The sequence below is a fragment of the Spirochaetota bacterium genome, from assembly GCA_025061835.1.
GTDB lineage: Bacteria > Spirochaetota > Brevinematia > DTOW01 > DTOW01 > SKYB106.
Map to the genome: position 1 here is coordinate 16,205 of JANXAC010000014.1, position 23,935 is coordinate 40,139.

Consider the following 23,935-nt stretch of genomic DNA (forward strand, 5'->3'; position numbering starts at 1 on the left):
TCTGTAAAATTCTTCTGATATTATTTCATCTCGTCTATTTTGACTTAGATTTAGAAGGTCATTAACTATACCGAAATCGTGATACAAGTTCCCATAAAATTTGAGTAGTGATATGAAAAAAATTAAACTGGAAAAGGTAGAAAACAATACTCTATCTGCTAATGAGAAGTATGGTATAAATGTCATAGCCACTATAATAATTAGAATACTAGATGTGAATATTATTGATGATATAAGTATCTGCCTAGACATATTTTTTCTGATTCTGGCTACATCTAGGAAAAAAGGAACGAGGGCAGAGAATAATCCAAGGTCAAACAAAGATGACAACACAGATGTTATTAAAAGTAGGTCTGTCTTAACTAATACTGTGTCGTTAAATATACCCAAAATTAGTAAATACAAAAATATTATAGTTAGATTAAAAACAGGACTTGAGATGGAAATAATGTTGAAGGTTAAGGAAGCTTTGAAGTTCCTTGTAATAATATTATATAGCACTACCAAGAATACGAATTTAGTTATAGGAACTGTTATGGTTATTATCCCTATTGAGATATAGAAAAATGAGCTAGTTAGTTCATTGATAAATATCCTTATAAAGATCAGTATTGTAAATAGAGATGATATTAAGACTTGGACTAGGAATATGGAGTAAAACTTGTCTATGGATAACTTACTATCTTCCATATCACTCATAATAATTATGGTAAAACTCTTTTTTCAAGAAAAAACAGTAAAGCTTTTAGTTGGATAAAACTTCTAATACTAACAGTCTGTTAATTAATAAACATCGCAGAACATCTAGTTGGAGTGGTAACAGAGTCAAATTTTAATCATACCTGTTAAGAATTAATTTACCCAGTTCTGAAAGGGATTGCAGTAAAAGAAGAAACTAGCCTAATTTTCTAGACTTTATTAAGAGAATGTTTGTTAACACTCAAAACCATATCCAGATATGGATATTATATTTGATAAAGATTATTATCTATGGTTGTTAGATTGTGAGATAATTTAAGTATTAGTTAAAATAATTATACAACTACAACCTACGATAGAGGAGAAAGGGGATTGCAAAATGGGGCCTTCGTATGAAGGTTTTAGGGACTATATTGGGATACCGATTATCTATAATGTTGTGGGTATCACCTGCGTCCCTATGGTTTGAGAGATTGGGCCTATGCCAGCAATCTTACCGACCTCTATCGTGGGGAACTAATAATTCTCTGGAGGGTAGTTTATGCCACCAAAACAAGAAGGGCTTATAAATAGCATCATAGGTGAAGGATCAGTGTTTCAAGGGAAGTTCTATGTCAATGGTTCAATACAGATAGATGGTAAATTTGAAGGAGAAATATCAACAAACGATCAAATATTGATAGGAGAGACTGGTAAGGTAAAAACCGATGTATTGAGAGCTAAGAGTGTTGTAGTCTCTGGCGTTGTAATAGGAGGAATAGAATCTCAGGAGTCTGTCAAACTGACAGAAACTGGAAGGGTTCTAGGGAATATAATCACACCTCAACTTGAAGTAAAACCTGGAGTTATACTCAAAGGAGAAGTTATAATAACTGCAGGTCAGAAGAAGGATGTTGATAAGATACTTGAAGATGCTTACAACTCAGGCCCCTCAATACCTCAAATGATGAAAGAAACAGAAAAAAAGTTTGAACTATAATTTGGACCCGATGGGACTTGAACCCACGACCTCTACAATGCCATTGTAGCGCTCTCCCAGCTGAGCTACGGGCCCATTTATAGGTATATTTTAAATGACATTCTTTTTGAATTTAAAGTTTGATGAATTTTATAATTGATTTGAGGTAAGATGATGGACAATTCTAGAGTCTTGGCGATCCGTGATCTTGTTGTATCATCTTTTGCTCCAGACTTCATATCTTATGAATATCCTTATTGGTATTTTGAAGGTACTTGCTCTAAAGATAGAGATATAATTATGGAGATTCTTGAGATTATACCAGACATAACTATAGATGGATTCTCTCTCAAAAAGATATCACAATTTTCATATAAATACTCCGTCAAGTTTTCTTTTGATGACGATAAAGAATCGTTTAGTGAGGTGTTTAATTCCCAAGATGATTTTGAAGAAGGAGATCAGTAATGGACAGATTAGGGCTAACACCCAGAGAATTAGTTGAAGAATTGAGTAAATACATTATCGGTCAATATGAAGCGAAGAAAGCAGTTGCTATTGCTTTGAGAAACAGGAATAGGAGAAAAAGCCTTCCAGAAGGTGTTAAGGAGGACATTATACCGAAGAATATACTGATGATAGGCCCAACTGGTGTTGGTAAGACCGAGATTGCAAGACGAATGGCACTCATAATAAACGCTCCATTCGTAAAAGTTGAAGCAACCAAATTCACTGAAATAGGATATATAGGAAGGAATGTTGAGTCAATGGTTAGAGATCTGATGAATATTTCCTATGCTATAGTTAAGAAAGAGATGATTTCAAAGAATATGGATAAGTATGGTAAAAAAACTATTGAGATGATATACAAGTATCTAGTGAAAGCAAATCCTAATCTTATTGAACTTGACAAATCTGAAGTTGTAGATCAGATAAAGAAAGGTATATACGACGATATTGTGATTGAGATAGAACTTGAGGAATTGCCTAAAACTGATAATGTTATGACACTTGAGGAGATGATAGAAACAGGAAACTTCGGCTCATTGATTGAAATGCAAAATCCGTTTGAGATGCTCTTCGGAACTAAGGACAAGAAAAGGAAGAAAAAGGTTAAGGTAAGAGATGCAAAAGTAATACTTTCATCAATTGAGTCTGAAAAGTCTTTAAATCCATCTGACATAGCAGAGGAAGCTAAGAGAAGAGCAGAAGAAGAAGGTATTATATTTATTGATGAAATTGACAAACTGATCACCAAGGGAGAAACAATAGGTCCAAGTGTATCAAGAGAAGGGGTTCAGAGAGATCTTCTTCCCATAGTTGAAGGTTCAACTGTCAATACCAAGTATGGGCCTATAAAGACAGATCATATTCTTTTCATTGCAGCAGGAGCATTTTCAAAAACAAAACCATCTGAACTTATACCTGAACTTCAGGGTAGGTTCCCAGTCAGAGTTGAACTTCAACCTCTATCAAAAGACGACTTAAAAAGAATATTGGTAGAGCCTAAAAATGCGTTAGTCAAGCAATATAAACTCCTCCTCCAAACAGAAGGAGTAGAAATTATGTTTGATGATAGTGCTATTGATAGGATAGCAGAACTAGCTTACGAAGCAAATCAAAAACTTGAGAACATTGGAGCCCGCAGATTATACACCATAATGGAAAAATTGCTAGAAGATATACTATTTGAAGCCCCAGACCTAAAAGAAAAAACCGTTGTTATTGATGTAAAAACAGTAAATAATAAGTTGTCAAACATCGTAGCAAACGAAGATCTAGCAAAGTATGTCCTATAAAAAACCATACCTTATACTTTACGATATTGATGGCACATTAGTAAGGCTTGATAAAACAGGACGCTGGATTTATCAGAAGGCACTATGTGAGGTTTTGGGAAAGGAAGTATCAATTGAGTCAATTGATTGGATAGGAACGACCGATATTGAGATAATACATAAAGTTATTGAAGAAAACGGTTTTAGCGGTAGGGACTCGGTTAGAAAAATGTATCAAGTTTTTGAGAGAATCACCTACTTATTTAGAGAAATAATTCGCAATTCTCCCCAATCAATCACTATACTGCCCTTCGCATACGAAACCTCTGAATGGACCTACAACAACTACTATAACTGTCTTCTAACTGGAAACATAAGAGAAGTTGCGTATATGAAATTATCACCATTTGGTCTTGATAAGTTCTTCCCTGTAGGTTCGTTCGGAGACGAGAAGAAGGAAAGAGCAAAATTAGTTCCGATAGCACTTAATAGAGCATCCGAATACTATAAGATATCATTTGAAAAAGTTTTCATAGTCGGAGATTCGCATAGAGATATAATAGCAGCAAAAGAGAATGGCATCCCATCCATAATTGTAACAACAGGTAAGATGAAAAAGGAAGAACTTGAAAAATATACCCCTGACTATATAATACCATCTCTGAAAGAATTACCAGATATCCTATTAAATCATTGCTAAAAACTTCAACTATTTGAAGTTTGATAAATTAACGAACATTACCAAAAAATGAACCTAATTCGTTAGTGTATTCATATCAAAATCCAAAAAGCAGTGTTTGTAAGGAACCAATACCTTTTGTGCTAGCAAACTATAAACAAGCAATTAGGATGAATAATACTATTATTTAATCTCTTTCTAGAAGTTCCAGACTTTCTATCATATTGCAGTCAAATTGATTATCCCTTTTGAAGGGATTATCTAAAAAAGACAGTATTTCACAAGTCATTAATGTCTTAAACCAGTTTAAGATGTAGTGATGAAATTTATGTTGTAATAAGAATGTATCTTATCTTGTTTAATAGTTATTGTGTCTAGGAGGTTTGTATGGTTAATAGAGTTTATTCTGCGTCTCTTGTTGGGCTAAATGTATCTTTGGTTGAAGTTGAGGTTGGTATTGAGACAAAAGTTCCTAGTTTTGACATAGTTGGCCTTCCTGATGCTACTGTAAAAGAGTCGAAGGAGAGGGTGAGGAGTGCTATAATAAATAGTGGTTTTTCTTTCCCAATGAAAAGGATACTAATAAACCTTGCACCTGCGTATGTAAGAAAGGAAGGTTCCATACTTGACCTTTCAATAGCAGTTGGAATACTCATAGGATCCGAGCAAATCAACGATATAGGGCTGATAGACATAAACAACACACTTTTCGTTGGTGAATTAGCGTTGGATGGTGAAGTTAAGCACACTAAAGGTGTTTTGCCAGTTTTACTCTTTGCCATTGAAAATGGTTTTAAAAATGTATTTGTTCCAGAGGCTAACAGAAATGAATGTAGTGTTGTTGGTGACTTTCTTAACATCTTTCCTATTAGGAATTTGAAAGAGGTTGTTGAATTTTTAAGTGGGAACTACACGATAGTTCCGGTGAAGGGGGATGATGGTTTTAAGAAGAATGGGCACTTTGAAGTGGATTTTTCTGATGTTAAGGGACAATACGCCGCAAAAAGGGCGATTGAGATTGCGGTTTCTGGTGGTCATAACATACTTATGCTTGGGGGACCTGGTGGTGGTAAAACGATGTTAGCAAGAAGGATACCAACAATTATGCCAGAGATGAGTATGAAGGAAGTTATTGAAACTACGAAGGTGTATAGCATAGCAGGGCTTCTAGGTGAAGAAGGGATTGTGAATGAGAGACCATTCAGGTCTCCGCACCATACCGCATCTGATGTCTCAATAATCGGAGGTGGAAGAATTCCAAAGCCGGGTGAAGTAAGTTTAGCACATAATGGTGTCCTGTTCTTTGATGAACTGCAAGAGTTTAAGTCAAACGTTCTCCAAGTTATGAGACAACCTCTTGAAGAGGGTTTCATCACAATATCTAGAGCAGAAGGAAGTGTAGTCTTTCCAGCAAACTTTGTGTTTGTAGGTGCGATGAATATAGCAAAGGATAACACTGACAGCGTATATTCATCTTCAGACATCTTAAGAATACTCAACAAAATAAGCACTCCATTCATAGACAGAATTGATATGCACATAGAAGTTCCAAGAGTAAAGTTTAACGAGATATCAGACAAGAGCAATAGTAACTACAACTCTGAATACTACCGTGAGAGAGTTCTAAAAGCAATAGAAATACAGAAAAAGAGATTTAGCACTCTCAACTTAAACATAACGACAAATTCAAAAATCCCTCCGACTTACATTGATGAGGTATGTAAAGTATCAGACTCGTCAAAAAAACTTCTGGAACTCGTTATGTCAAAATTCAAGATCAGTATGAGGTCATACCACAAGATACTTAAGATTGCAAGAACTATTGCTGATATTGATGGTAGTGAAGACATCAAAGATAATCATGTCGCAGAAGCAATACAGTATAGAGTTTTAGATAAGTTGGTTTATGCATAAAACGCCCAGTAGGTTTTTAAGAGCAGTAATATCCTTAAGATTTATAAACTAGCCTATTCTGCGATGATAGTTCATTAGGAACGATAGATAAGTCAGTCAAATAGAAATTCGTTAAGGATTAGGCTTTCATCGTATATCTACATTCATATTCAACAAATTTTTACACAGTAAAAGTCTTAAAATCTACTGTAAATTTAGATGGAGTATATAAACTTCATTTATAACATTTTATGTAGTAAGTCCAAGCCCCTCATACTCTAAACTTTTACATCAAAATTTATACTCATCATAGTATCTCATTCAAAATTAACACACTGTTATGAATACCCAGTATAAGGAAGTAGTAGCAGAAATCAAAGAAATCCTTAAAGAAGGACTATGCGTAGGTATAACACAAGAGGGAGAAGAAGTATTCACAAGATACGCAATACCAAACGAAAAGGTAAAACTCAAGATTGTTAAACCAAATTTGAGATATGGGGAGATCGTAGAAATATTACAACCATCACCTATTAGGCAGGAAGCATATTGCAAATTCTTTGGAGAGTGTGGGGGGTGTGATCTTCAAATGCTTCCATATAACGAGCAACTTAACTATAAAAGAAAACTACTCATTGAAGAATTTTCAAGACTACCAAATTTTGATGAAAGTTTCATAGAACCAGTAATTCCATCACCTAGTGAGTTTCATTACAGGAATAGCGTAATGTTTAGAGTGAATCCGAAAAAGAGAAAGATAGGTTTTCTCAAGAGGGATACAAATATCGTGATAGATATTGACGAATGTAAGATTGCATCTGAAGGTATAAACTACGCGCTCAAAAAAGTGAAAGAACAAGAAAACTTTCCTCAACATGTCTTTAGAGTAAGAAGCAACCTTGCTGGTGATGTTGTCGTTAATCAGATACAGACAGATCACTTTGAAGATAGAAGTATTAGTGAAGAGATAAATGTGGATGGTATTACTTATACATTTAGGATTTCAAGAGAGAGCTTCTTCCAAGTGAATAGTTATGTCATACCTCTGTGGTTGAAGGTGATAAGAGAAGTGATTCTGAATTCAAAATACGATAAAAGTAAGTGTTTGGATTTGTATTGTGGTGTTGGACTGATATCACTATTCGTGAGCAACATCTTTGGAGAGGTTTTAGGTGTTGAGATAAGTAAAACTTCAGTGGATGACGCCATGTTCAACATTCAGACTAACGGAGTAAGGAATGTTAAGGTGATACAAAGCGATGTTGGAAAGATATTACCAAGTTTAGATATACCAGAAATAGTTATCGTCAATCCATCAAGGGTAGGTATTGAAGAGAATGTAGTTAGGTTTATAAACCAAAACTGTCTACTAAGGAGTAATCCGAAAATGGTTATCTACTCTTCTTGTAATTACGAAACACAAGTTAGAGACGTGAAGATACTGTATGAAGCGGGATACAGGATAACCAAAGTTATACCTTTTGATATGTTTCCACAGACACACCACATAGAAGTTGTTGCTATTCTTGAAAATACCTAGCATATCCTGTTGATTGTAATTTGTTGTCTTTTGAATTTACATCATTCTCCATCTTATTCCTGAATTCTTTTAGCTTTTCCTTAAGTTCTGGATACTTGATGGATAATATCTGGACTGCTAGGATACCTGCGTTTCTTGCGTTATTTATCGCAACGGTAGCAACAGGTATTCCAGCGGGCATCTGAACAATTGAAAGAAGCGAGTCAAGACCGTTCAAATTCTCTGTTCGCACTGGAACTCCAATTACAGGAACAGTTGTGATTGAAGCTGTCATACCTGGTAGATGTGCTGAACCTCCAGCACCAGCAATTATAACCTCAATCCCCCTCTCCTCAGCAGTAGAAGCGTATTCATACATCTTTTTCGGCGTCCTATGCGCAGATACTACTCTTATTTCATACTCAACGCCAAACTCTTCAAGCACCTTCGCAGCCTCACTCATTACCTTCAAGTCAGAATCACTACCCATTATTATTCCTACCTTCATACCTAACACCCCTTACTCTAACTATATCTTTAACATACCTAGCCTTGTCAAGAAGACTATCAATGTTTTTGTCTATTATAGTAATATGTCCCATCTTTCTAAAGGGGAATGTTTCGTATTTGCCATATATATGGACGTATACTCCTTCAATCTTCAAAACTTCCTCTATTCCTTCATAGATAGGTTTTCCATAGTAATCTTTCTCACCAAGCAAATTTATCATAACAGCAGGTGTAAGAAGTTCAGTGCTACCCAAAGGAAGCCCTAATACAGCCCTTACATGCTGTTCAAACTGACTTGTAGCACAGGCTTCAATTGTATAATGACCAGAGTTGTGAGGTCGTGGTGCTATTTCATTAACTAAAATTCTACCATCCTTTGACAAGAAAAATTCTATACCAAATATCCCAACTCCGTTAAACGCAATTATAGTTTCAATCGCTATCTCCTTTATCGTTTTCTCAACCTTCTCGGATACTCTAGCAGGTGCTAATAGGAAGTCAAGAATATTACCTTTTGGGTTAAAGACCATTTCAACGACAGGAAAGACTTTGGTTTCACCATTTCTATTTCTAGCAACCATTACAGCAAGTTCTTTGTCTATCTCAATAAACTCTTCAATATAGAATGGGGATTTTATAGCGTTGGGAATATCATCCTTACTTCTTATTACGAAGACACCTCTACCGTCATATCCTCCTCTTCTTGCCTTCTGTACAGAAGGGAAAGCACTTAAGGAATTTATATCTTCAATTAGATAGAAATCTGGTGTTGGAATGTTGTTCTTCTTTAGAAACTCCTTCTGCTTATACTTGTCTTGTATTATATCAAGTATTTCTGGTGATGGGAAAACTTTGTCTCTGTAGTTGTACAATACTGAAGTTTCAACGCTCTCAATATCGTAGGTTATAACATCGGATACTTCGGCAAGTCTTCTTATGTCTTCAGCATTTCTAAAATCTCCTACAATCTGCTCTGCTACCATTTCGGAAGGTGAGTAAGGAGTAGGGTCAAGAACATAAACTCTTATACCCATTTTCCTCGCTTCTTGTGCAGTCATCTTCGCAAGTTGCCCACCACCTAGAATACCTATCGCAACATCTAGCATACCTTTGTCAAAATTTTAACCAAGACCAATGTGTTCTTTAAAGTTAATTTAGACAAAGTGTGTTGATAGGTTTTGTTCAACTAGGTAGATGTTATCGTGTGTTTGCAATAACACTGTATCAATATAAGTCAATTATAAATTCTGAAGTTAGGTAAGTCTAGATAAATTTTAATTTGGCTTGATTTATGTTCTGCTGCTTAATCAATCAGTGCTCTGCCTACTAGTAATGAATAATACAAAAGTTGGAACTTGGTTTAGATACATCAAATTTATGACTTTTCTATTAATAAATGTAGTCTTTAATTCGGTTATGCTACTAAAGAGACACATCTGTTTTGTTGGTAGTCTCTATAACTCTTGACTAACCATGCTGATAAAGCCTTCAATGTTCATAACCCCCATATCACCCTTGTCTCTTGACCTTACTGAGATTGTTTGTGTTTCTTTCTCCTTCTGACCGACTATCAGCATGTAAGGTATTTTTTCTAACTGTGCTCTTCTTATCTTGAAGTTTAGTTTCTCGTTGTCTCTGTCAATATTTACTCTAAGTTTGTTAGTTTTTAGGATACTTTCAACTCTCTCTGCATAGTCAATAAATTTTTCTGAAACAGGTAATATTATGACCTGGACTGGTGACAACCATAGTGGAAACTTACCGCCATAATGCTCAATCAGTATTCCAATGAATCTCTCAAGACTACCATATATCGCTCTGTGTATCATCACAACCCTATGTTGCTTACCATCCTCACCGATATAATTTACATCAAATCTTTCAGGCAAAGCCATATCTAACTGTATAGTTCCACATTGATGCGTTCTACCGATAGCATCCTTCAGGTGAAAATCTATCTTTGGTCCATAAAAAGCACCTTCTCCCTCTCGTATCTCATAGTTTATTCCAATATCATCAAGTGCATCCTTCAAACCATTAGTAGCAACTTCCCACATTTCATCTGTTCCTATATATTTTTCAGGTTTGGTTGATAATTCAACCTTGTAGTCAAAGTCAAACTTTTTGTATACAGTATCAACAAGTCTTATAACTTTTATCGTTTCTTCCTTTATCTGTTCAGGCGTTAGGAATATATGAGCGTCGTCTTGAGTAAAACCTCTTACCCTCAGAAGACCGTGTAGCACTCCTGCTCTCTCGTATCTATGAACATTCCCAAACTCAAGCAACCTGATAGGAAGGTCCTTGTAGGATCTAATTTCAGATTTGAAAACCACTATACTACCAGGGCAACTCATAGGTTTGACGGCCCAGTTTGGTTCTCCTTTTATTTCTTCATCACCAGCGAAAGAAACATACATATTTTCTCGGTAGTTATGCCAATGTCCTGACCTCTCCCAAAGTTCTTTTCGCATAATCATAGGTGTCTGGATCTCAACATACCCGTTTTCATACAACAGTTCTCTCATATAAGAGACAAGGGTGTTTTTAATAAACATTCCGTTTGGTAACCAGAAAGGTATAGCGGGTGATTCATCGGAAAATAGAAACATTTTCAATTCTCTGCCGAGTTTTCTATGATCTCGTTTCTTTGCTTCTTCAACTTGCCAAATATATCTATCAAGTTCTTCCTTTGTTCTAAATAATACACCATAGACTCTCTGAAGCATTTTGTTTCTTTCATCCCCTCTCCAGTAAGCACCTGCAACACTAACAAGTTTGAAAGCATCCAAGGGTATCATACCTGTTCTCTCTACATGAGGTCCTCTACAAAGATCAACGAATTCACCTTGCTTGTAAATTGAAACTGTTGGTTCATCTATTTCGTTTATAAGTTCTATCTTGTAGTCTTGATTGAGTTCTTTGAAAATTTTTAATGCTTCTTCTTTTGTAATAATTAGTTTTTCTAAAGGTAGGTCATCTTTTATTATTCTTTTCATCTCTTCCTCTATCCTCGGAAGGTCATCTTCAGAGATTGGTCTATCTAGGTCAATATCGTAGTAAAATCCATTTTCAATCGTAGGTCCTATGGCGAGTTTAACATTCTTAATTCCATATATTCTCTGGATAGCCTGTGCCATAGTATGCGCAGCAGTATGTCTAACAAACTCATAGTATTCATCCATGCTTTGATATATAGGATATAAAGAATCTGTGTAGTCTATTTCGGACAGAAGGTCTATATAACTATCTCCTATCTTGAAACCTACTATTTCCGAAGGTCTATCAAAATTTTTGATCAATTCTTTTGCTTTCATAGAATACCTCCAGATGGACTTTTTAATCTTTATTGTAGATTAATACTTGCTTGAGTCTGAGTTGAGATTATAATATCAAGGAAAATGTTTTATCAAGAAAAGGGAAAGGTGTCAATAGAGCCCTAAATTCACAACTGGTAAGTTTGTGGAAGTGTATCAGGATAATATCTCTGGTTCAAAAATGATATTCTTCCTTTCAAACTTGAAAATATTGTTTTTTCATCTTTAAATTCGTTATATGAGTTCTATAGTTGTATTTACAATAATATTTACTTTCTTTTTACAAAGTTTTCTGTTTCCTCAAACACAATCTCTTCTTGAAAATACCAATATAACCTCATCACCGGTTGTAAGTGAAGATGCGATCCTCTTCATAGTAACGAATCAAGCAAAATTTGTGAAGCTACTCCTTGAAAGTGAGGGATGGAAACCTGTTAATATGAACTACGACGAGAGATCAAGAATGTGGTATTACCTTTACGAGAAAGAACTCAAAAAAGGTAAGTATAGGTATAAGATCGTAGTTGATGGTATTATTTTTACTGATCCACTTAATCTAAATAGAGAACCTGATGGTATAGGTGGTTTTTTCTCTGTTTTTGAACTTAAAAATGATCTTGAGATTTTTAGAAAAAATCCAAAGTATCTAGGTAATGGTTATTATGAATTCAGATACAAAAATTTGGATGCTAAAAAAGTTGTGATGTCTGGAAATTTTAATAATTGGAACCCTTATGAACTTGAGATGAAGAGAGAATCTGGAGGTTTATGGAAGATAAGGCTATACCTTCCTAAAGGAACATACTACTATCAATTCATAGTTGATGATGAGATAGTCCCTGATCCTTTGAACCCTAAAACTATCAGAGATAAACATGGTAATGTAGTGAATGTGATTGAAGTCAATTAAGAGTAGTTGAAATCCGAAAATCTGTAAGGAGAACCAAGGAGGGTTTTATGAGTGAGTATGTTAGAGTGGATGGAGTTGGTGGCCCACCAAATGAATACTACATAAACAATAGAACCTACAGAGAGAATAACAAAAATATTTCAGAAAGGATAAAAGAAGAGAATATTAAGGCTGAAATTGAAAGGGAGAGAGAAAAAGAAATCAAGGATAGATTGAAGAAATCAATAATAAGCGAAGATGACCTTAAAATTCTTCTACTTGTCTTTGGTTCAAAGGGAGATTCAACTCTTCTAGAACAAGTTGTTGAAGAAAAGAAGAAAGAGAGTAGAGTTATCTAGATGGAAAGAAAAAGTTTATCTCACGGATTGCTGATACTTCTGAGTCGGATGCGTGTATAGCATTTCTAGGTAGTTCCTCTCCATATGTGTTTCTTATTGTCCCCGGCTTTGATTTTTTAGGATCTGTATCACCTACTAATTCTCTTAGCCTTGTTACTGCATTTTCACCTTCAACTACTAGTGCTACTATAGGACCCGATGTCATAAATCTAACAAGCCTATCAAAAAATTCTTTACCAATATGTTCTTTGTAGAATTCGACTGCTTTCTCTTTACTTAACCTGACCATTATCATATCAACTATCTCAAAATGTCTTTCTAGTATTGATATAACTTCTCCAACCTTCTTCTTCTCAACAACGTCTGGTTTTATTATCGCAAGTGTCCTGTTCATACTCCGTTAATTATATTCAAACTTTATTGAGTAATACCAACTTCATTCCTAACAAGTGAGCCTATTAAAGTGTTGCCAGATAAGTCATCAACTCTAACATTAACGAACTTGCCTATTAAGGTAGTATCTCCTTCAAAAGCGACCATCTTGTTGTAAGCTGTTCTGCCAAGTAGCTGCCCTTCATACTTACCTCTTTCCTCAACCAAAACTTCAAACTCCTTACCAACATCCATTAAATTACTATCTCTACTTATTTTGTGTTGTAGTTCTATCAGTCTTTGGATCCTTTCAACCTTAACCTCTTCTGGGACTTGATCCGGCATTGTTGCAGCAGGTGTCCCAACCTTCGGATTGAATATAAACATATACGAGAAATCAAACCTAACTTCTTCTACTAGTTTCAGGGTCATTTCAAAGTCTTCTTCTGTCTCGGAGGGAAAACCTACAATTATGTCAGTAGATATAGAGGCGTCAGGCATCCTATTTCTTATATATTCTATCATCCTAACGTAATACTCATAAGTATATCCTCGCTTCATAAGTTTCAGTATTCTGTTAGAACCACTTTGGACAGGTAGATGAAAGTATCTACAAACTTTCTCAAGTTCAGAGATCCTATCAATCAGGTCTTCTTTGAAGTTAATAGGATGTGAGGTAAGAAATCTTATTCTCTTTATACCTTCAATCTTATTGACCTCAGTAAGAAGCTCTTTAAAACTTGTTCCAATGTCTCTTCCATAGGAATTTATGTTTTGTCCAAGTAGCATTACTTCTACAACACCTTCATCAACTAACCTCTTTATATCCTCAATTATCTCATTCAGGGGTCTGCTGACTTCCTTCCCTCTAGTTTTGGGAACAATACAGTAAGTACAAGAGTGATTACATCCGTGTATCACGGTGACAAATGCTTTGAAAGGATACTGATAATCAACTGTAGCAGGAAGAAACTCATATCTGTCCATTCTTACATCTACTACATAACTATCCCTACTTAAGATATGACTTATCATTTTACTACGGTTGTATGTTCCAAAGACACCATCTATATGTGGAGCAAACTCAAACAGCTTCTTACCCCAGCTTTGAGCCATGCATCCAGTTATATATATTTTCAAATCAGGTTTTTTTGACTTTAATCCTTTGAGATATCCAAGCCTGCCTAAAACTCTTTCTTCTGCTGTGTTTCTCACACTACAGGTGTTTATTACAACAACATCAGCATCCTCTTCCTTATCTGCTTCAACAAGTCCAGCATCCTTAAGTATCTTCTTAACCTCAAATGAGTCGGAAAGATTCATCTGACAACCATATGTCTCTATGAAGAATTTCATACTTCTCACCAATTCCTATCAACATTATAAGAGATTATCAAATTAATTTCTACTTTACGACCGTGGCTAGAGTAGATTCTAATTTCTATTAGGTGAAAGGTAAGGTTCCAGATTTTTACTTACGCATTCTCTTTATCTCTAATTCGTTAATCACAGAATTTCGCTTCATATCATAACACTTAAGTGTCCGTTAAGAAGGAGATTTACTCATTAAGATGGAAATTGACACCTAGTTGTGAGTTCTAGCCTACCATGTTTTACATTGAGTTTTATTGACTATACACTATATTTATGTTAAAATTCTTATAGTTTAGGAGGAAATTATGATAAGGGTATCAACTAGGGTATTATATGGTCTCAGAGCCATAATATATATAGGTGTTAACAAGGACAAATGGCCTATTTCTCTTAATGAGGTATCAGTAAACCAAAACATACCACTAAGGTATATAGAGCAAATTTTTATTAGATTCAGGAAGGCGGGTATAGTTAAGAGTATCAGAGGGGTGAATGGAGGTTATATATTGAGAGACAATTTTGAACAAATATCACTACTTGAAATAGTTGAAACAGCAGATAGTAAGATAAGCCTTGCGTGGTGTCTTGCTCCTTCATCCAAAAGAAAATGTCCTATTGTGGAGGATTGTGTAGTTGCACATATATGGTCTGAACTAGGTAAGAATATAAGGGAATATCTTAGTAGAATAACTCTAGGTGAGTTAATAGAGAAAGCAAAGGATACGAATTTCATACAGATGATCCAGAATATGGGGGTCAGACAATATTAATTAGAAACTTATCCTATCAAAGCAAATTATTAACATCTTTTCAGGGGAAAAATGCTTACTTGTAGCCGGGAATATAGTTATATCACTACTAAACGGAACATCTTTTGATGAGGTTTTAGTTGTATCTTTGGCTATGTAGAATTTGAAGTCTTTTATTTTTAGCCCTTCTCTGTAAAACTCTTCGTTCTTCTTTTTTATGAATGTATCCTCGTCGTCCGGAACTACAGGTCCTATAAATCCCTCTACCCCACTTACAACATCAGGAAGTTCGTAGTTCTTTCTATACTCCTTGTAGTTTAGTATCTCAAGTGTTGCATTTTTATCAGTCTCTGTAAGATCGCTACCTTTTATAAGATCCTTTATAATTGATATTATGTCCGAACTTCTCTTATCAATTGGATGAAAAAACCAGTCAATATCTACAAGAAACTCCTCAATACCTATCTCTTGTCCGATGAATATTTCCTTAATTTCTTCAATACTTTCGGCTCTGACTATATCGAAAACTAAATCATATAGATACTTTTCTGAGTAATGACTTACTTTAAGTCTTTCAACTAATCTGCTTGCAAGTCTTACAACATTCTCGGCTTTTATCGCCTTTAGAAACAAAGAGTTAATATTGCTGACTATTATCGTAGACTTTTTGTGATGTATCTTTCTAAGTATCATTATAGGTGTGTTTGCAAAATCTAGTAATCTGTTTATAACTTCCTTCTGATAGGATAGTAGCCTACTCTTCTCAATGTCTTGTTCATAAACATTAGTTAGTATTATGTTTATAGTTTTTCCTATGTCTCCAAACTCATCTTCAAAAGGTAATATATGGTATATACCTGTATCGTCTTTGTGGATGCCTTTGAATAAGTTTTCAATGAATGATGATTTTCTTGTATCTTGGTCACTATATATTTTTGAAACCAGTGATTTATACTCTTCCTGATATATCTTTAGAAAGTTCCTGTATCTTAAAAAATAGGTGATTGATAGGAAAATTCCTGCTCCTAGAGACAATAAAAACATTGGTATTCCGAAGAAAATTAGGAAGGTCTGAAATCCTACGGTATTCAAGTTTTGACTCAGGAACACAACTAGGAAGTAAAGGATTACGAGTATTATTACAAAAGACAATCCTGATATTATTATTGCTAACTTAATGTAGTTTCTTATGGTCATTCTTCACCATATACTCTTGGATGATGACATAAGAAGTAGTATTTCGGTTACATTAGCTTCTATCTCCTCAATTATCTCTTGAGACTTGTTTGCTAGATAGTTATAGAGTATCAGTAGTGGAATAGCGACTATGAGTCCTGCTGCAGTTGTTATGAGCGCTTCTGCTATACCAGTCAAAAGTTCTGATGGTGATGCAAGCCCTTTCTCTGCTAGAACAGAAGTTGCTTTTATCATTCCTAAAACAGTTCCGAGTAGTCCAAGCATAGGTGAAACTGTAACCATCGTTCCAAGAAGGTATAGGTATCTGTTCACTATTGGCATCTCTATCTTAGCGATGTCCTGTATAGACCTCTCAATTTCCTCTTTGCTCAAACCTTTTAGATAAACATCAATAGCAGTTCTCAGAATGTTTGAAGATACTGTCTTTTCAGTGTCGCATATTGCAAGTATGTCTCTGACATTACCTTTTTCTATTTTCTCCTTAGCTATACTAAAGAGTTTTTTTGTTGATCTTCTTAGATTTGTTAGGAAGAAATATCTTTCTATTGATATAGAGACACCGATTATGGAGGCGATCAGTATGAAAACCATAACTATTCCGCCTCTTGATAGATAATCAAAAGCAGATGCTATCCAATCCATATTTAGCCCTCTTCTGTAGGAATTTTCTAGGTTTGGTTGGGTATTATTCAACTATAAGATTCTGGAGTTTGTAGATGAGTTTGGTAATAACTTAATAAAAACATCCTCCTATATCGTAAAATAAAGACAGAATGAAAAATATATGACAGATAGAAGAACTATAGATCACTTTGTCAAAGACTTTCTACGAGGGGATTGAGAGTTACCTGGGTAAGTTATGAGAACGATTTATACAGAATGCTCTTCAACAAAAAATACCAAACTCTTGACTGAACTTCAGTAAAATTTATGTTATTTTATGTATTATGATGCCAACTATTATGAGTATGGAATTTATCCTGACGAGGTTAGCAGTCAGTAGGTCAAGCATCCCTTTTTGAATGTAGTTATCCTTGAAAGCCCACTTTATGTTATTTATAGCGTGAGTTATGGATAATAGTGATATTAGAGTCCATATAGGTAGTAATCCTAATATTACTGCAACTACCAATGACACATAAGCAGAAATTACTAGAAAAGCGTAGTAATACTTTGATAGTTCAGGACCTAGTATTCCTGCAAATGTTCTGTATCCAGAGTTTATATCATCTTGGATGTCTCTCATATTATTTCCGTGAAGTATAGCAACGACGAGTAGAGATATTGGTAAGAATGATATTAAAACATTCCAATTCAGAATAGTAGTTTGAACAAAGTAAGAGCCAAAGGCAATTCCTGTCCAAGCAAGAAATACTGCCAGATCACCAAGTCCTACATACTTAAAACCAAAACCTATAAATGTGTAGAAAAGTCCTAAGACACCACCAAGTATAACAAGATACAAAAATATCATATTGAAGCCTATCAAATACCATATAATTGCCGCTATGCCGATAGAGACTAATATCAGAATTGTTCCTAATGTTAAGACTTCGCTAGGCTTTAGTATGTTTTCTACAAGCACTCTACTAGAACCTAGCGTTTTCCAAGTGTCTGCTCCTCTTCTGTGGTCAAAGTAATCCGATATTGCATTAACACCGAGATGAACTGTTATCGCACCAAACAGTGTCAAAGCAAATTTTAGAATATCAACTAGTGGTGCTAGTAAAGTTCCTATTATAACAGCACCTATCGTCGCAACTAGTGACCAAGGTCTGGTTGCCTGAATATAATACTTTATCCTTGGTTCGTTTGACATTTCTCTGGCAAGTTGTTCTCTAGTGTAGTTATCAAAATTAACTTCAAATCTGGGTATCCATCCCTCAGTAAAGTAGCTTACATACAATTTCTTTAATTTCAACTTTACGACCACTGTGTTCGGGTTGGATCTAAGGAACGGGACGATCGGAAAGTTTTTCCTTGTTACTATTGACCTTTCTGGAGTTTTATCAGAATCTCCTATTATTTCCGCTTCAGCAAATCCTTGAATAAACTCGGTTGGTTCGTTCTTTTCAATTACGAAGAAGATATCTTTGTTTTCTAGAATGTTCTTGTATGCGTGACCGTCTTTCTCAAGAATTACATATATATCTCCACCATCTTCACCATAAAAAACTTTTGTTGACCAAACATTACACTTGCTGTCCTTTGTAGTTAATGTTATAGTATTATTCTTCTTGATGATCTTTGATATCGTTTTTATCTTATCTTTCTCGGTCATATCTTGCCTCTAGTTGATAGAATTTTTAATACGAAATCTTCAACATTACAAGTTAAGTTCCTTGCGTAGTAGGTTTTCTAGTATATTTTGGAAGCGCATAGTGGTTTTTATCTTACAGTTTCAACTATGCGTGTTTCTCTAATTAGAGTCACTTTTATCTGTCCTGGGAATGATATTTCTTCATAAATTCTCTTAGCGATATTTTTAGCCATCAGTTTTGCTTCCTCGTCTGATACTTTTTCGCTATCAACGAATACTCTTAACTCTCTACCTGCCTGTATAGCATAAGCTTTCTCTACATTTGGCATTGATGTTGCTATTCTTTCTAGGTTCTCAAGTCTCTTTATATAGTTCTCAATGTTTTCTTTCCTAGCACCTGGTCTTGCGGCTGATATAGCGTCTGCTACTGCTAATATACTAGCCTCTATGTATAATGGTTCAACTTCGCCGTGATGTGAAGCAATAGCATTTACTATTCTATCAGAATAGCCCCAAGACTTCGCTAGGTTAGCACCTACAATAGCATGTCCTCCTTCTGCGTTTTCATATACCTTCCCAATGTCGTGTAGTAGCCCAGATTTCTTTGCATTATTTATTGTTAAACTGTCTAAACCTAGCTCCTCTGCTATTCTCTCGGCTATTATAGCAACTTCAATAGAGTGGTGAAGAACATTCTGTGAATAACTATGCTTAAACTTCATCTTCCCTACATACCTGTATTCATCGTTTGACATAGGTTGAATGCCTAACTTTAAGTAAGTTTCTTCACCAATCTTGTATAATTCATTCTCAAAGTCTTTGGTAACTCTCTCAAAAACCTCTTCTATTGTTGTAGGATGTATTCTTCCATCTTCCAAGAGTTTGTTAAGTGTTCTAGCGGCGATTTCTCTTCTTAAGGGGTCAAAACTTGAGAGAACTACCACATTCGGAGTATCGTCAATTATAACATCAACACCCGTGATCATCTCAAACGCTCTTATATTCCTTCCCTCTCTGCCTATTATCCTACCTTTCATATCGTCGTTTGGGAGATTAACAGTTGAGACAACATTGTCATTCACAACATCCAGAGCTATTCTCTGGATTGCGTCAATCAATATCTTTCTTGCTTTCTCGTTTGCTATCTGTTTGTATTCATTCTCTATCTTGCTGACAACTTCAAGTGAAGATATTTCAACTTCTTTCTTTATGCTTTCCAAAAGTAGATTTCTAGCCTCTTCTTCTGTCATTGATGCTATTCTTTGAAGATCCTGATTTATCTTTTCTTTTAGTGATAGAACTTGAGACTCTAGATCTTTGATTTCTTTTTCTTTTATAGATATTTCTTTTTCTCTTCTCTGAAGATATACTTCCTTTCGTTCTAGTAGTTCCTCTTTACTAGAGAGTCTTTTTTCAAGCATCTGTAGGTCTCTACGAATATTTCTGAGGTCTTTCTCTACATCGTTTCTGTATGAGTTTATTTCTTCCTTTGCAGAGGAAAGGAATTTATTCTTAAGTTCCTCTGCTTCCTTGTATGCAAGATTTATAAGATTTTCTTTCTCTTCTACTGCACTGTTTATTATGGCTTCCGCTCTTTCTTTCGCTTTTATTATCCTCAATCTATCTAGTATCAAGAATATTCCTGATGTTAAGAGTGCAGATATAAAAGAAGCTATGGCAATCTCTAACCACATGGTATTTCTCCTAAAGTATTTTTTTAGAGCAATTAATTAGAACTGTTGCTCTCGGAACAGGTATAGTGAAAGCCCACTTTCTATCTTTGGGTAGAAATCCGTTGATTTTTGAGGCATAACGAGACCTGCTTCAGAGACTTTTATAACCTCATCAACTGTAACAGGGTTCAGTATGAACAATAAGTCTCTGATACCTTTCTTGACAGTCTGTAAGCCTTCTTTCTCATACCTTATATAATCAACATAAGCCCTTGAGAGTATTTGCTCATCAGATAAACCAAGAGTGTCTTTTAGAACCAGTTCTGTAAGTATTGATACATCAAGACTAGCAACTTCTTTGCCTAGGTTCTTTGAATACTCTTGTATGATACTACTCTTTACCTCATCCTTCAAAGTTATCAGGTAGAGTTTAGTTGCTTCATACATTGAATAAAGACCAAAGCATACACTACCTTTTTGTTTCCTATCTGACATTACCATATTTAGTTTGTTAAGAGCTACATCAACTACTTGTTCGGAGTAGTTTATAACAGCAATCTTGAAGTATCTGTCTAGTTTCTTGATAAACTCTTCCTGGGAGAAAGAATCTACTTTTACAAGTCTGTGTGTAGGAAGTATGACCAGATCCCTAGAATACATATTGAAGAATGTTCCTAGGACATAGGAGTAAGTGTCATTATCGCCTCCTCCTTTCTCTTTGACATATTGGAGAGTGGTTTCATATCTATGATGTCCGTCAGCAATGTAAATTGAAGATTTTGAGAGAGTTTCTAGTATGAAATCCTCAAGCTGTTTGTTAGGTATCTTCCATAGAGTATGTTTTACCCCGTTTTCATCAACCGCTGTCTTTGCTGTGTAGTCAAACTCCATATCGTATATTTTGCTATTTACCAGGTTATCTCTATCAGAGTATAAGAAAAACAGAGGTTCAAGTTGCCCTTCAACTGCTTCCATCAGTTTTCTTCTATCCTCTTTGGGGCCTCCGAATGTCTTTTCATGTCTAAAGACCCCGTTACCATACTCTTCAACTTTCAATAAAGAAACAATACCTCTTCTCTTGTAATTCGCGCCTCGTATGGTAAATTTTTGCTCGTATATGAATATGCCAGGATTTTTATCAGTTGTTAGAACATCTTTCAGTAGCCAACTTAGAAGCTTCTTTTTAGCGTTTGAGTATTTGTTGTCTCCTTCTCCTTCAGGTAATGTTAGATGGACAATGTTGTAAGGACTCTTTGAGGCATATATCTCTCTCTGTTCTGGGGTGATGACATCGTAAGGAGGTGCTACTACTAGGTTTAAATCATTTATCAAGTTCGTATTGTATCCTGTCGTGTTGAAGGGTCTGAGTAAAGGCATATTTTTTGTCTCCTACTTATTTTATATTATATTTCTCTGAAATGGATTTTAAAGTATTGTTTATTTCCTTAGCAATATCAAGCAAGAAATCTCTCTTTCTTAGTTTTATCTCGTGATTTATTGGTAGCTTCCCATCTGCTATCTCTCTGAGTTCTCTCTTAATTCTATGAACAGGTCCAGCTATCCTATGCGAGAAGAATAAGCCGAAAGCAGATATAAGTATTATCTGAAGAATACTTAAAGCCAGTATAGGTCTCCAGTAAAGATCCAAAAGATTGTATGCCTTTTTACCATAAGTTCGTGTTTCGTAGTATAAGACATCTTTATACTCCCTTACACTACCTATTATACCCTTGATCTTTGAGATACTGGAAGAAATTGAAGAAAGGATTGAGTCATCAAACATTCCTTGAGAGTATGCTCCTGACAATAATTTCTCAACATCGTTTAGAAAATCTGGAGTTTGCCTTATGAATTCAAATGATCTTAAAACTGAGTTTTTAAAATCGCTAAACCTTGATTTGAAATTTTTACTTCTCTCAATGTCATCGCTTGTCACTAGTATAGATGAAATTTTCTCTAAAGATTTCATACTTTTATCAAACTCGCACTCCTGTATACCAATTTCAATATCTATTCTATAGCGATTTATTTGGGATTTTAGATCTTCTAGACTGATACCTATTGCTGAAGGATTGACCTTGTTGTCCTTAATAGATTCGCTAACACGGTAGAAGAAACCATCCTCATAAACTAGACTTACTTCTCTCGTGAGCCACTTCCTTGTCTCAATCGCGTTGATTATACTTGCCTCAATATCCTTTAGCGAGTTTATGTATCTGTCAATCTTTCCGATTATCTTGTCAATCTCTTCTTTGTTAGGTAATCCTAAACTTTGTATATTATTTTTTATCTTCAGAGCTTCAACCGATAAGTCTGTTGTCTTATAGAAATCCTTTACGAGTTCTTCAAACAATACACCTCTTGAAAATTTCTGACTGTCTATGTAGAGTATAAAACCTAATGAAAACAGAGCACTTATCAAGACGAGAATAACAAAATTCAATATGAACTTTGTTTGAAAGGGTTTGTCAACGAAATATCTAAACCTCTTCTTTTTTGCTTGTTTCATACGATACCTCCAACACTTTGATACTTTTATTCTAAAACATATACTCTTGTTATTCAACAAATTTTTTACTAAACAATGGGTTTATATTTTGTTGTCTTTATCTTGTGTTTCGGACTATTCTTGTATAAGTGTGAATAATATTTACAGATGAGTGTGAATTTAGTTTACATTTTTTGTATCATTTTGTAATTTTAAGAAAATCTTGAGGTCTAGGGTTGTTGATATAGTTGGTATTTACTAGTGTTTTTGAATGGTGCTTTTGTCTCTTATGTAAAGATTGATTTGGCACGAATATTGCTTTATAATCTTTTACTGGAGGCAGGCCATGGTTTGCGTTAATAGGTGTGTGGTTATAGTCTTTTTGTTTCTTTTAGTAACTTTTGCTTTTGGTGAGTCTTTCTTTTACTTTGAACCGTTTAGCACTGATCATCCTCCTGGACAGCAACCTGCTGGGTGGTACGGTCCTGAAGGAACTGGAACTGGAGCAGGATTTTTGTATGGTAGGGATGGGGTTTATAACTTTTCTGAGAGGAATAGTAGCGTAGCTTACAATGGAGCAAATGTTATCTTTAGCGGTAACCTCTACACAACTGCGACTTCAGGCTATTTAGGAACATGGGTTGGTTCTGTCATAGCATACACAAATAAACTTTGGACTCCTACTCCTTATAGACCATTTGGTTTTGAGATATTAAGAATAGAAGCTAGGATAGATCCTCACAGAGAAGGTCCTACTGGTGTGACAAATCCTGAGTCAAGGAGAATGGCAGCTTCTATGTCAATATATCTTGCTGAGTATGCTAATATAAATAACTCCTCTCCTGCGGGGACAAAGTTTGCTAATCAAGTAGTCCTATACGATATGATGAGAATGCATGATAATCTGTCTAACGATTCACAAACTACACCATACAGCCAGTGGGGCTACTGGTTAAGCTCTTATAGTAGACTTCAGGTTACAAATGTTTCATCTCTAGATGGTTCAACGCTTAACTTAAAACCAATACTTGAATGGAATATGGATGATGACTGGGTTCACTTAACTAATGAAGGAAGTACTATAGGTGGTTATTCTCAATATGCCAATCCTAATTCCACAAACACTAACCGGATGAAGATAATGGTTACACATGATGGTAATGTAGTCCAATTCTTTGTAAATCCAGACCCTGCGAATGTTAATGCATATCCTAATGGAAT

At 35.2% G+C, this 23,935-nt stretch carries 22 protein-coding genes and 1 tRNA gene; 11 read left to right on the plus strand and 12 right to left on the minus strand.

The window, feature by feature from the left end; all coding sequences use genetic code 11:
• The first annotated feature begins 112 nt into the window (after positions 1 to 112).
• Both NZ579_06005 and NZ579_06010 read left to right on the plus strand, forming a co-directional pair.
• Complete coding sequence (locus tag NZ579_06005; GenBank protein ID MCS7299489.1) at positions 113 to 562, plus strand: hypothetical protein; 450 nt, start codon at positions 113 to 115, stop codon at positions 560 to 562.
• 678 nt (positions 563 to 1,240) lie between these two features.
• Positions 1,241 to 1,678, plus strand: coding sequence for a polymer-forming cytoskeletal protein (locus tag NZ579_06010; GenBank protein MCS7299490.1), 438 nt, complete (start codon positions 1,241 to 1,243; stop codon positions 1,676 to 1,678).
• A 2-nt stretch (positions 1,679 to 1,680) separates the two neighbouring features.
• On the opposite strand, the gene NZ579_06015 is transcribed toward NZ579_06010, so the two are convergent.
• Positions 1,681 to 1,753, minus strand: a tRNA-Ala gene (locus NZ579_06015).
• 75 nt (positions 1,754 to 1,828) lie between these two features.
• Here NZ579_06015 and NZ579_06020 point away from each other — a divergent pair.
• The 5 genes from NZ579_06020 to NZ579_06040 all read left to right on the plus strand — a co-directional run bounded on the left by NZ579_06020 (position 1,829) and on the right by NZ579_06040 (position 7,547).
• Complete coding sequence (locus NZ579_06020; GenBank protein MCS7299491.1) at positions 1,829 to 2,125, plus strand: hypothetical protein; 297 nt, start codon at positions 1,829 to 1,831, stop codon at positions 2,123 to 2,125.
• Entirely contained in the window at positions 2,125 to 3,456 is a 1,332-nt protein-coding gene (gene hslU / locus NZ579_06025; protein MCS7299492.1) for an ATP-dependent protease ATPase subunit HslU, read from the plus strand. Before NZ579_06020 ends, hslU begins: the two co-directional genes overlap by 1 nt.
• Positions 3,446 to 4,135: an HAD hydrolase-like protein gene (locus NZ579_06030; protein ID MCS7299493.1), complete on the plus strand. Its 690-nt coding sequence runs from the start codon at positions 3,446 to 3,448 to the stop codon at positions 4,133 to 4,135. Before hslU ends, NZ579_06030 begins: the two co-directional genes overlap by 11 nt.
• A gap of 366 nt (positions 4,136 to 4,501) precedes the next feature.
• Positions 4,502 to 6,028, plus strand: a complete 1,527-nt coding sequence (locus NZ579_06035; protein ID MCS7299494.1) for a YifB family Mg chelatase-like AAA ATPase — start codon at positions 4,502 to 4,504, stop codon at positions 6,026 to 6,028.
• Positions 6,029 to 6,347: 319 nt separating this feature from the next.
• Positions 6,348 to 7,547 (plus strand): methyltransferase, encoded by a 1,200-nt coding sequence (locus NZ579_06040; GenBank protein MCS7299495.1) that lies wholly within the window; start codon positions 6,348 to 6,350, stop codon positions 7,545 to 7,547.
• On the opposite strand, the gene purE is transcribed toward NZ579_06040, so the two are convergent.
• The 3 genes from purE to thrS form a co-directional block, all read right to left on the minus strand.
• A complete protein-coding gene (gene purE / locus NZ579_06045; protein ID MCS7299496.1) occupies positions 7,528 to 8,034 on the minus strand; it encodes a 5-(carboxyamino)imidazole ribonucleotide mutase in 507 nt (168 codons plus the stop codon). The genes NZ579_06040 and purE overlap by 20 nt on opposite strands.
• Entirely contained in the window at positions 8,009 to 9,142 is a 1,134-nt protein-coding gene (locus NZ579_06050; protein MCS7299497.1) for a 5-(carboxyamino)imidazole ribonucleotide synthase, read from the minus strand. The genes purE and NZ579_06050 overlap by 26 nt, the downstream gene beginning before the upstream one ends.
• A gap of 348 nt (positions 9,143 to 9,490) precedes the next feature.
• Positions 9,491 to 11,353 carry a threonine--tRNA ligase gene (thrS, locus tag NZ579_06055; protein MCS7299498.1) on the minus strand — a complete coding sequence of 621 codons (1,863 nt, stop codon included), beginning with the start codon at positions 11,351 to 11,353 and terminating at the stop codon, positions 9,491 to 9,493.
• 238 nt (positions 11,354 to 11,591) lie between these two features.
• Here thrS and NZ579_06060 point away from each other — a divergent pair, with 238 nt between their 5' ends.
• Together NZ579_06060 and NZ579_06065 are read left to right on the plus strand one after the other, a co-directional pair.
• Positions 11,592 to 12,263: a hypothetical protein gene (locus tag NZ579_06060; GenBank protein MCS7299499.1), complete on the plus strand. Its 672-nt coding sequence runs from the start codon at positions 11,592 to 11,594 to the stop codon at positions 12,261 to 12,263.
• Between the two features lie 47 nt (positions 12,264 to 12,310).
• The gene (locus NZ579_06065) at positions 12,311 to 12,601 is read left to right on the plus strand and encodes a hypothetical protein (protein MCS7299500.1); all 291 of its coding nucleotides are present in this window, start codon (positions 12,311 to 12,313) and stop codon (positions 12,599 to 12,601) included.
• Here NZ579_06065 and ndk read toward each other — a convergent pair.
• Positions 12,594 to 12,995 carry a nucleoside-diphosphate kinase gene (gene ndk, locus NZ579_06070; protein ID MCS7299501.1) on the minus strand — a complete coding sequence of 134 codons (402 nt, stop codon included), beginning with the start codon at positions 12,993 to 12,995 and terminating at the stop codon, positions 12,594 to 12,596. The two genes, NZ579_06065 and ndk, sit on opposite strands and share 8 nt — an antisense overlap.
• Positions 12,996 to 13,018: 23 nt before the next feature.
• Entirely contained in the window at positions 13,019 to 14,329 is a 1,311-nt protein-coding gene (gene miaB / locus NZ579_06075) for a tRNA (N6-isopentenyl adenosine(37)-C2)-methylthiotransferase MiaB (GenBank protein ID MCS7299502.1), read from the minus strand.
• A gap of 323 nt (positions 14,330 to 14,652) precedes the next feature.
• On the opposite strand from miaB, the gene NZ579_06080 reads away from it, so the two are divergent.
• Positions 14,653 to 15,117: an Rrf2 family transcriptional regulator gene (locus NZ579_06080; GenBank protein ID MCS7299503.1), complete on the plus strand. Its 465-nt coding sequence runs from the start codon at positions 14,653 to 14,655 to the stop codon at positions 15,115 to 15,117.
• Here the strand turns inward: NZ579_06080 and NZ579_06085 are convergent, their stop codons facing one another.
• The 6 genes from NZ579_06085 to NZ579_06110 all read right to left on the minus strand — a co-directional run bounded on the left by NZ579_06085 (position 15,118) and on the right by NZ579_06110 (position 22,735).
• Positions 15,118 to 16,293 (minus strand): hypothetical protein, encoded by a 1,176-nt coding sequence (locus NZ579_06085; protein MCS7299504.1) that lies wholly within the window; start codon positions 16,291 to 16,293, stop codon positions 15,118 to 15,120.
• Between the two features lie 3 nt (positions 16,294 to 16,296).
• Positions 16,297 to 16,935, minus strand: coding sequence for a MotA/TolQ/ExbB proton channel family protein (locus NZ579_06090; protein ID MCS7299505.1), 639 nt, complete (start codon positions 16,933 to 16,935; stop codon positions 16,297 to 16,299).
• A 286-nt stretch (positions 16,936 to 17,221) separates the two neighbouring features.
• A complete protein-coding gene (locus NZ579_06095) occupies positions 17,222 to 18,574 on the minus strand; it encodes a prenyltransferase (GenBank protein ID MCS7299506.1) in 1,353 nt (450 codons plus the stop codon).
• A gap of 107 nt (positions 18,575 to 18,681) precedes the next feature.
• Positions 18,682 to 20,247: a ribonuclease Y gene (rny, locus tag NZ579_06100; protein ID MCS7299507.1), complete on the minus strand. Its 1,566-nt coding sequence runs from the start codon at positions 20,245 to 20,247 to the stop codon at positions 18,682 to 18,684.
• A gap of 36 nt (positions 20,248 to 20,283) precedes the next feature.
• Positions 20,284 to 21,603, minus strand: coding sequence for a DUF1015 domain-containing protein (locus tag NZ579_06105; protein MCS7299508.1), 1,320 nt, complete (start codon positions 21,601 to 21,603; stop codon positions 20,284 to 20,286).
• Between the two features lie 16 nt (positions 21,604 to 21,619).
• Positions 21,620 to 22,735: a hypothetical protein gene (locus tag NZ579_06110; protein MCS7299509.1), complete on the minus strand. Its 1,116-nt coding sequence runs from the start codon at positions 22,733 to 22,735 to the stop codon at positions 21,620 to 21,622.
• 325 nt (positions 22,736 to 23,060) lie between these two features.
• Here NZ579_06110 and NZ579_06115 point away from each other — a divergent pair.
• Positions 23,061 to 23,935: hypothetical protein (locus tag NZ579_06115; protein ID MCS7299510.1), on the plus strand; the 875-nt coding region annotated here is incomplete at its 3' end.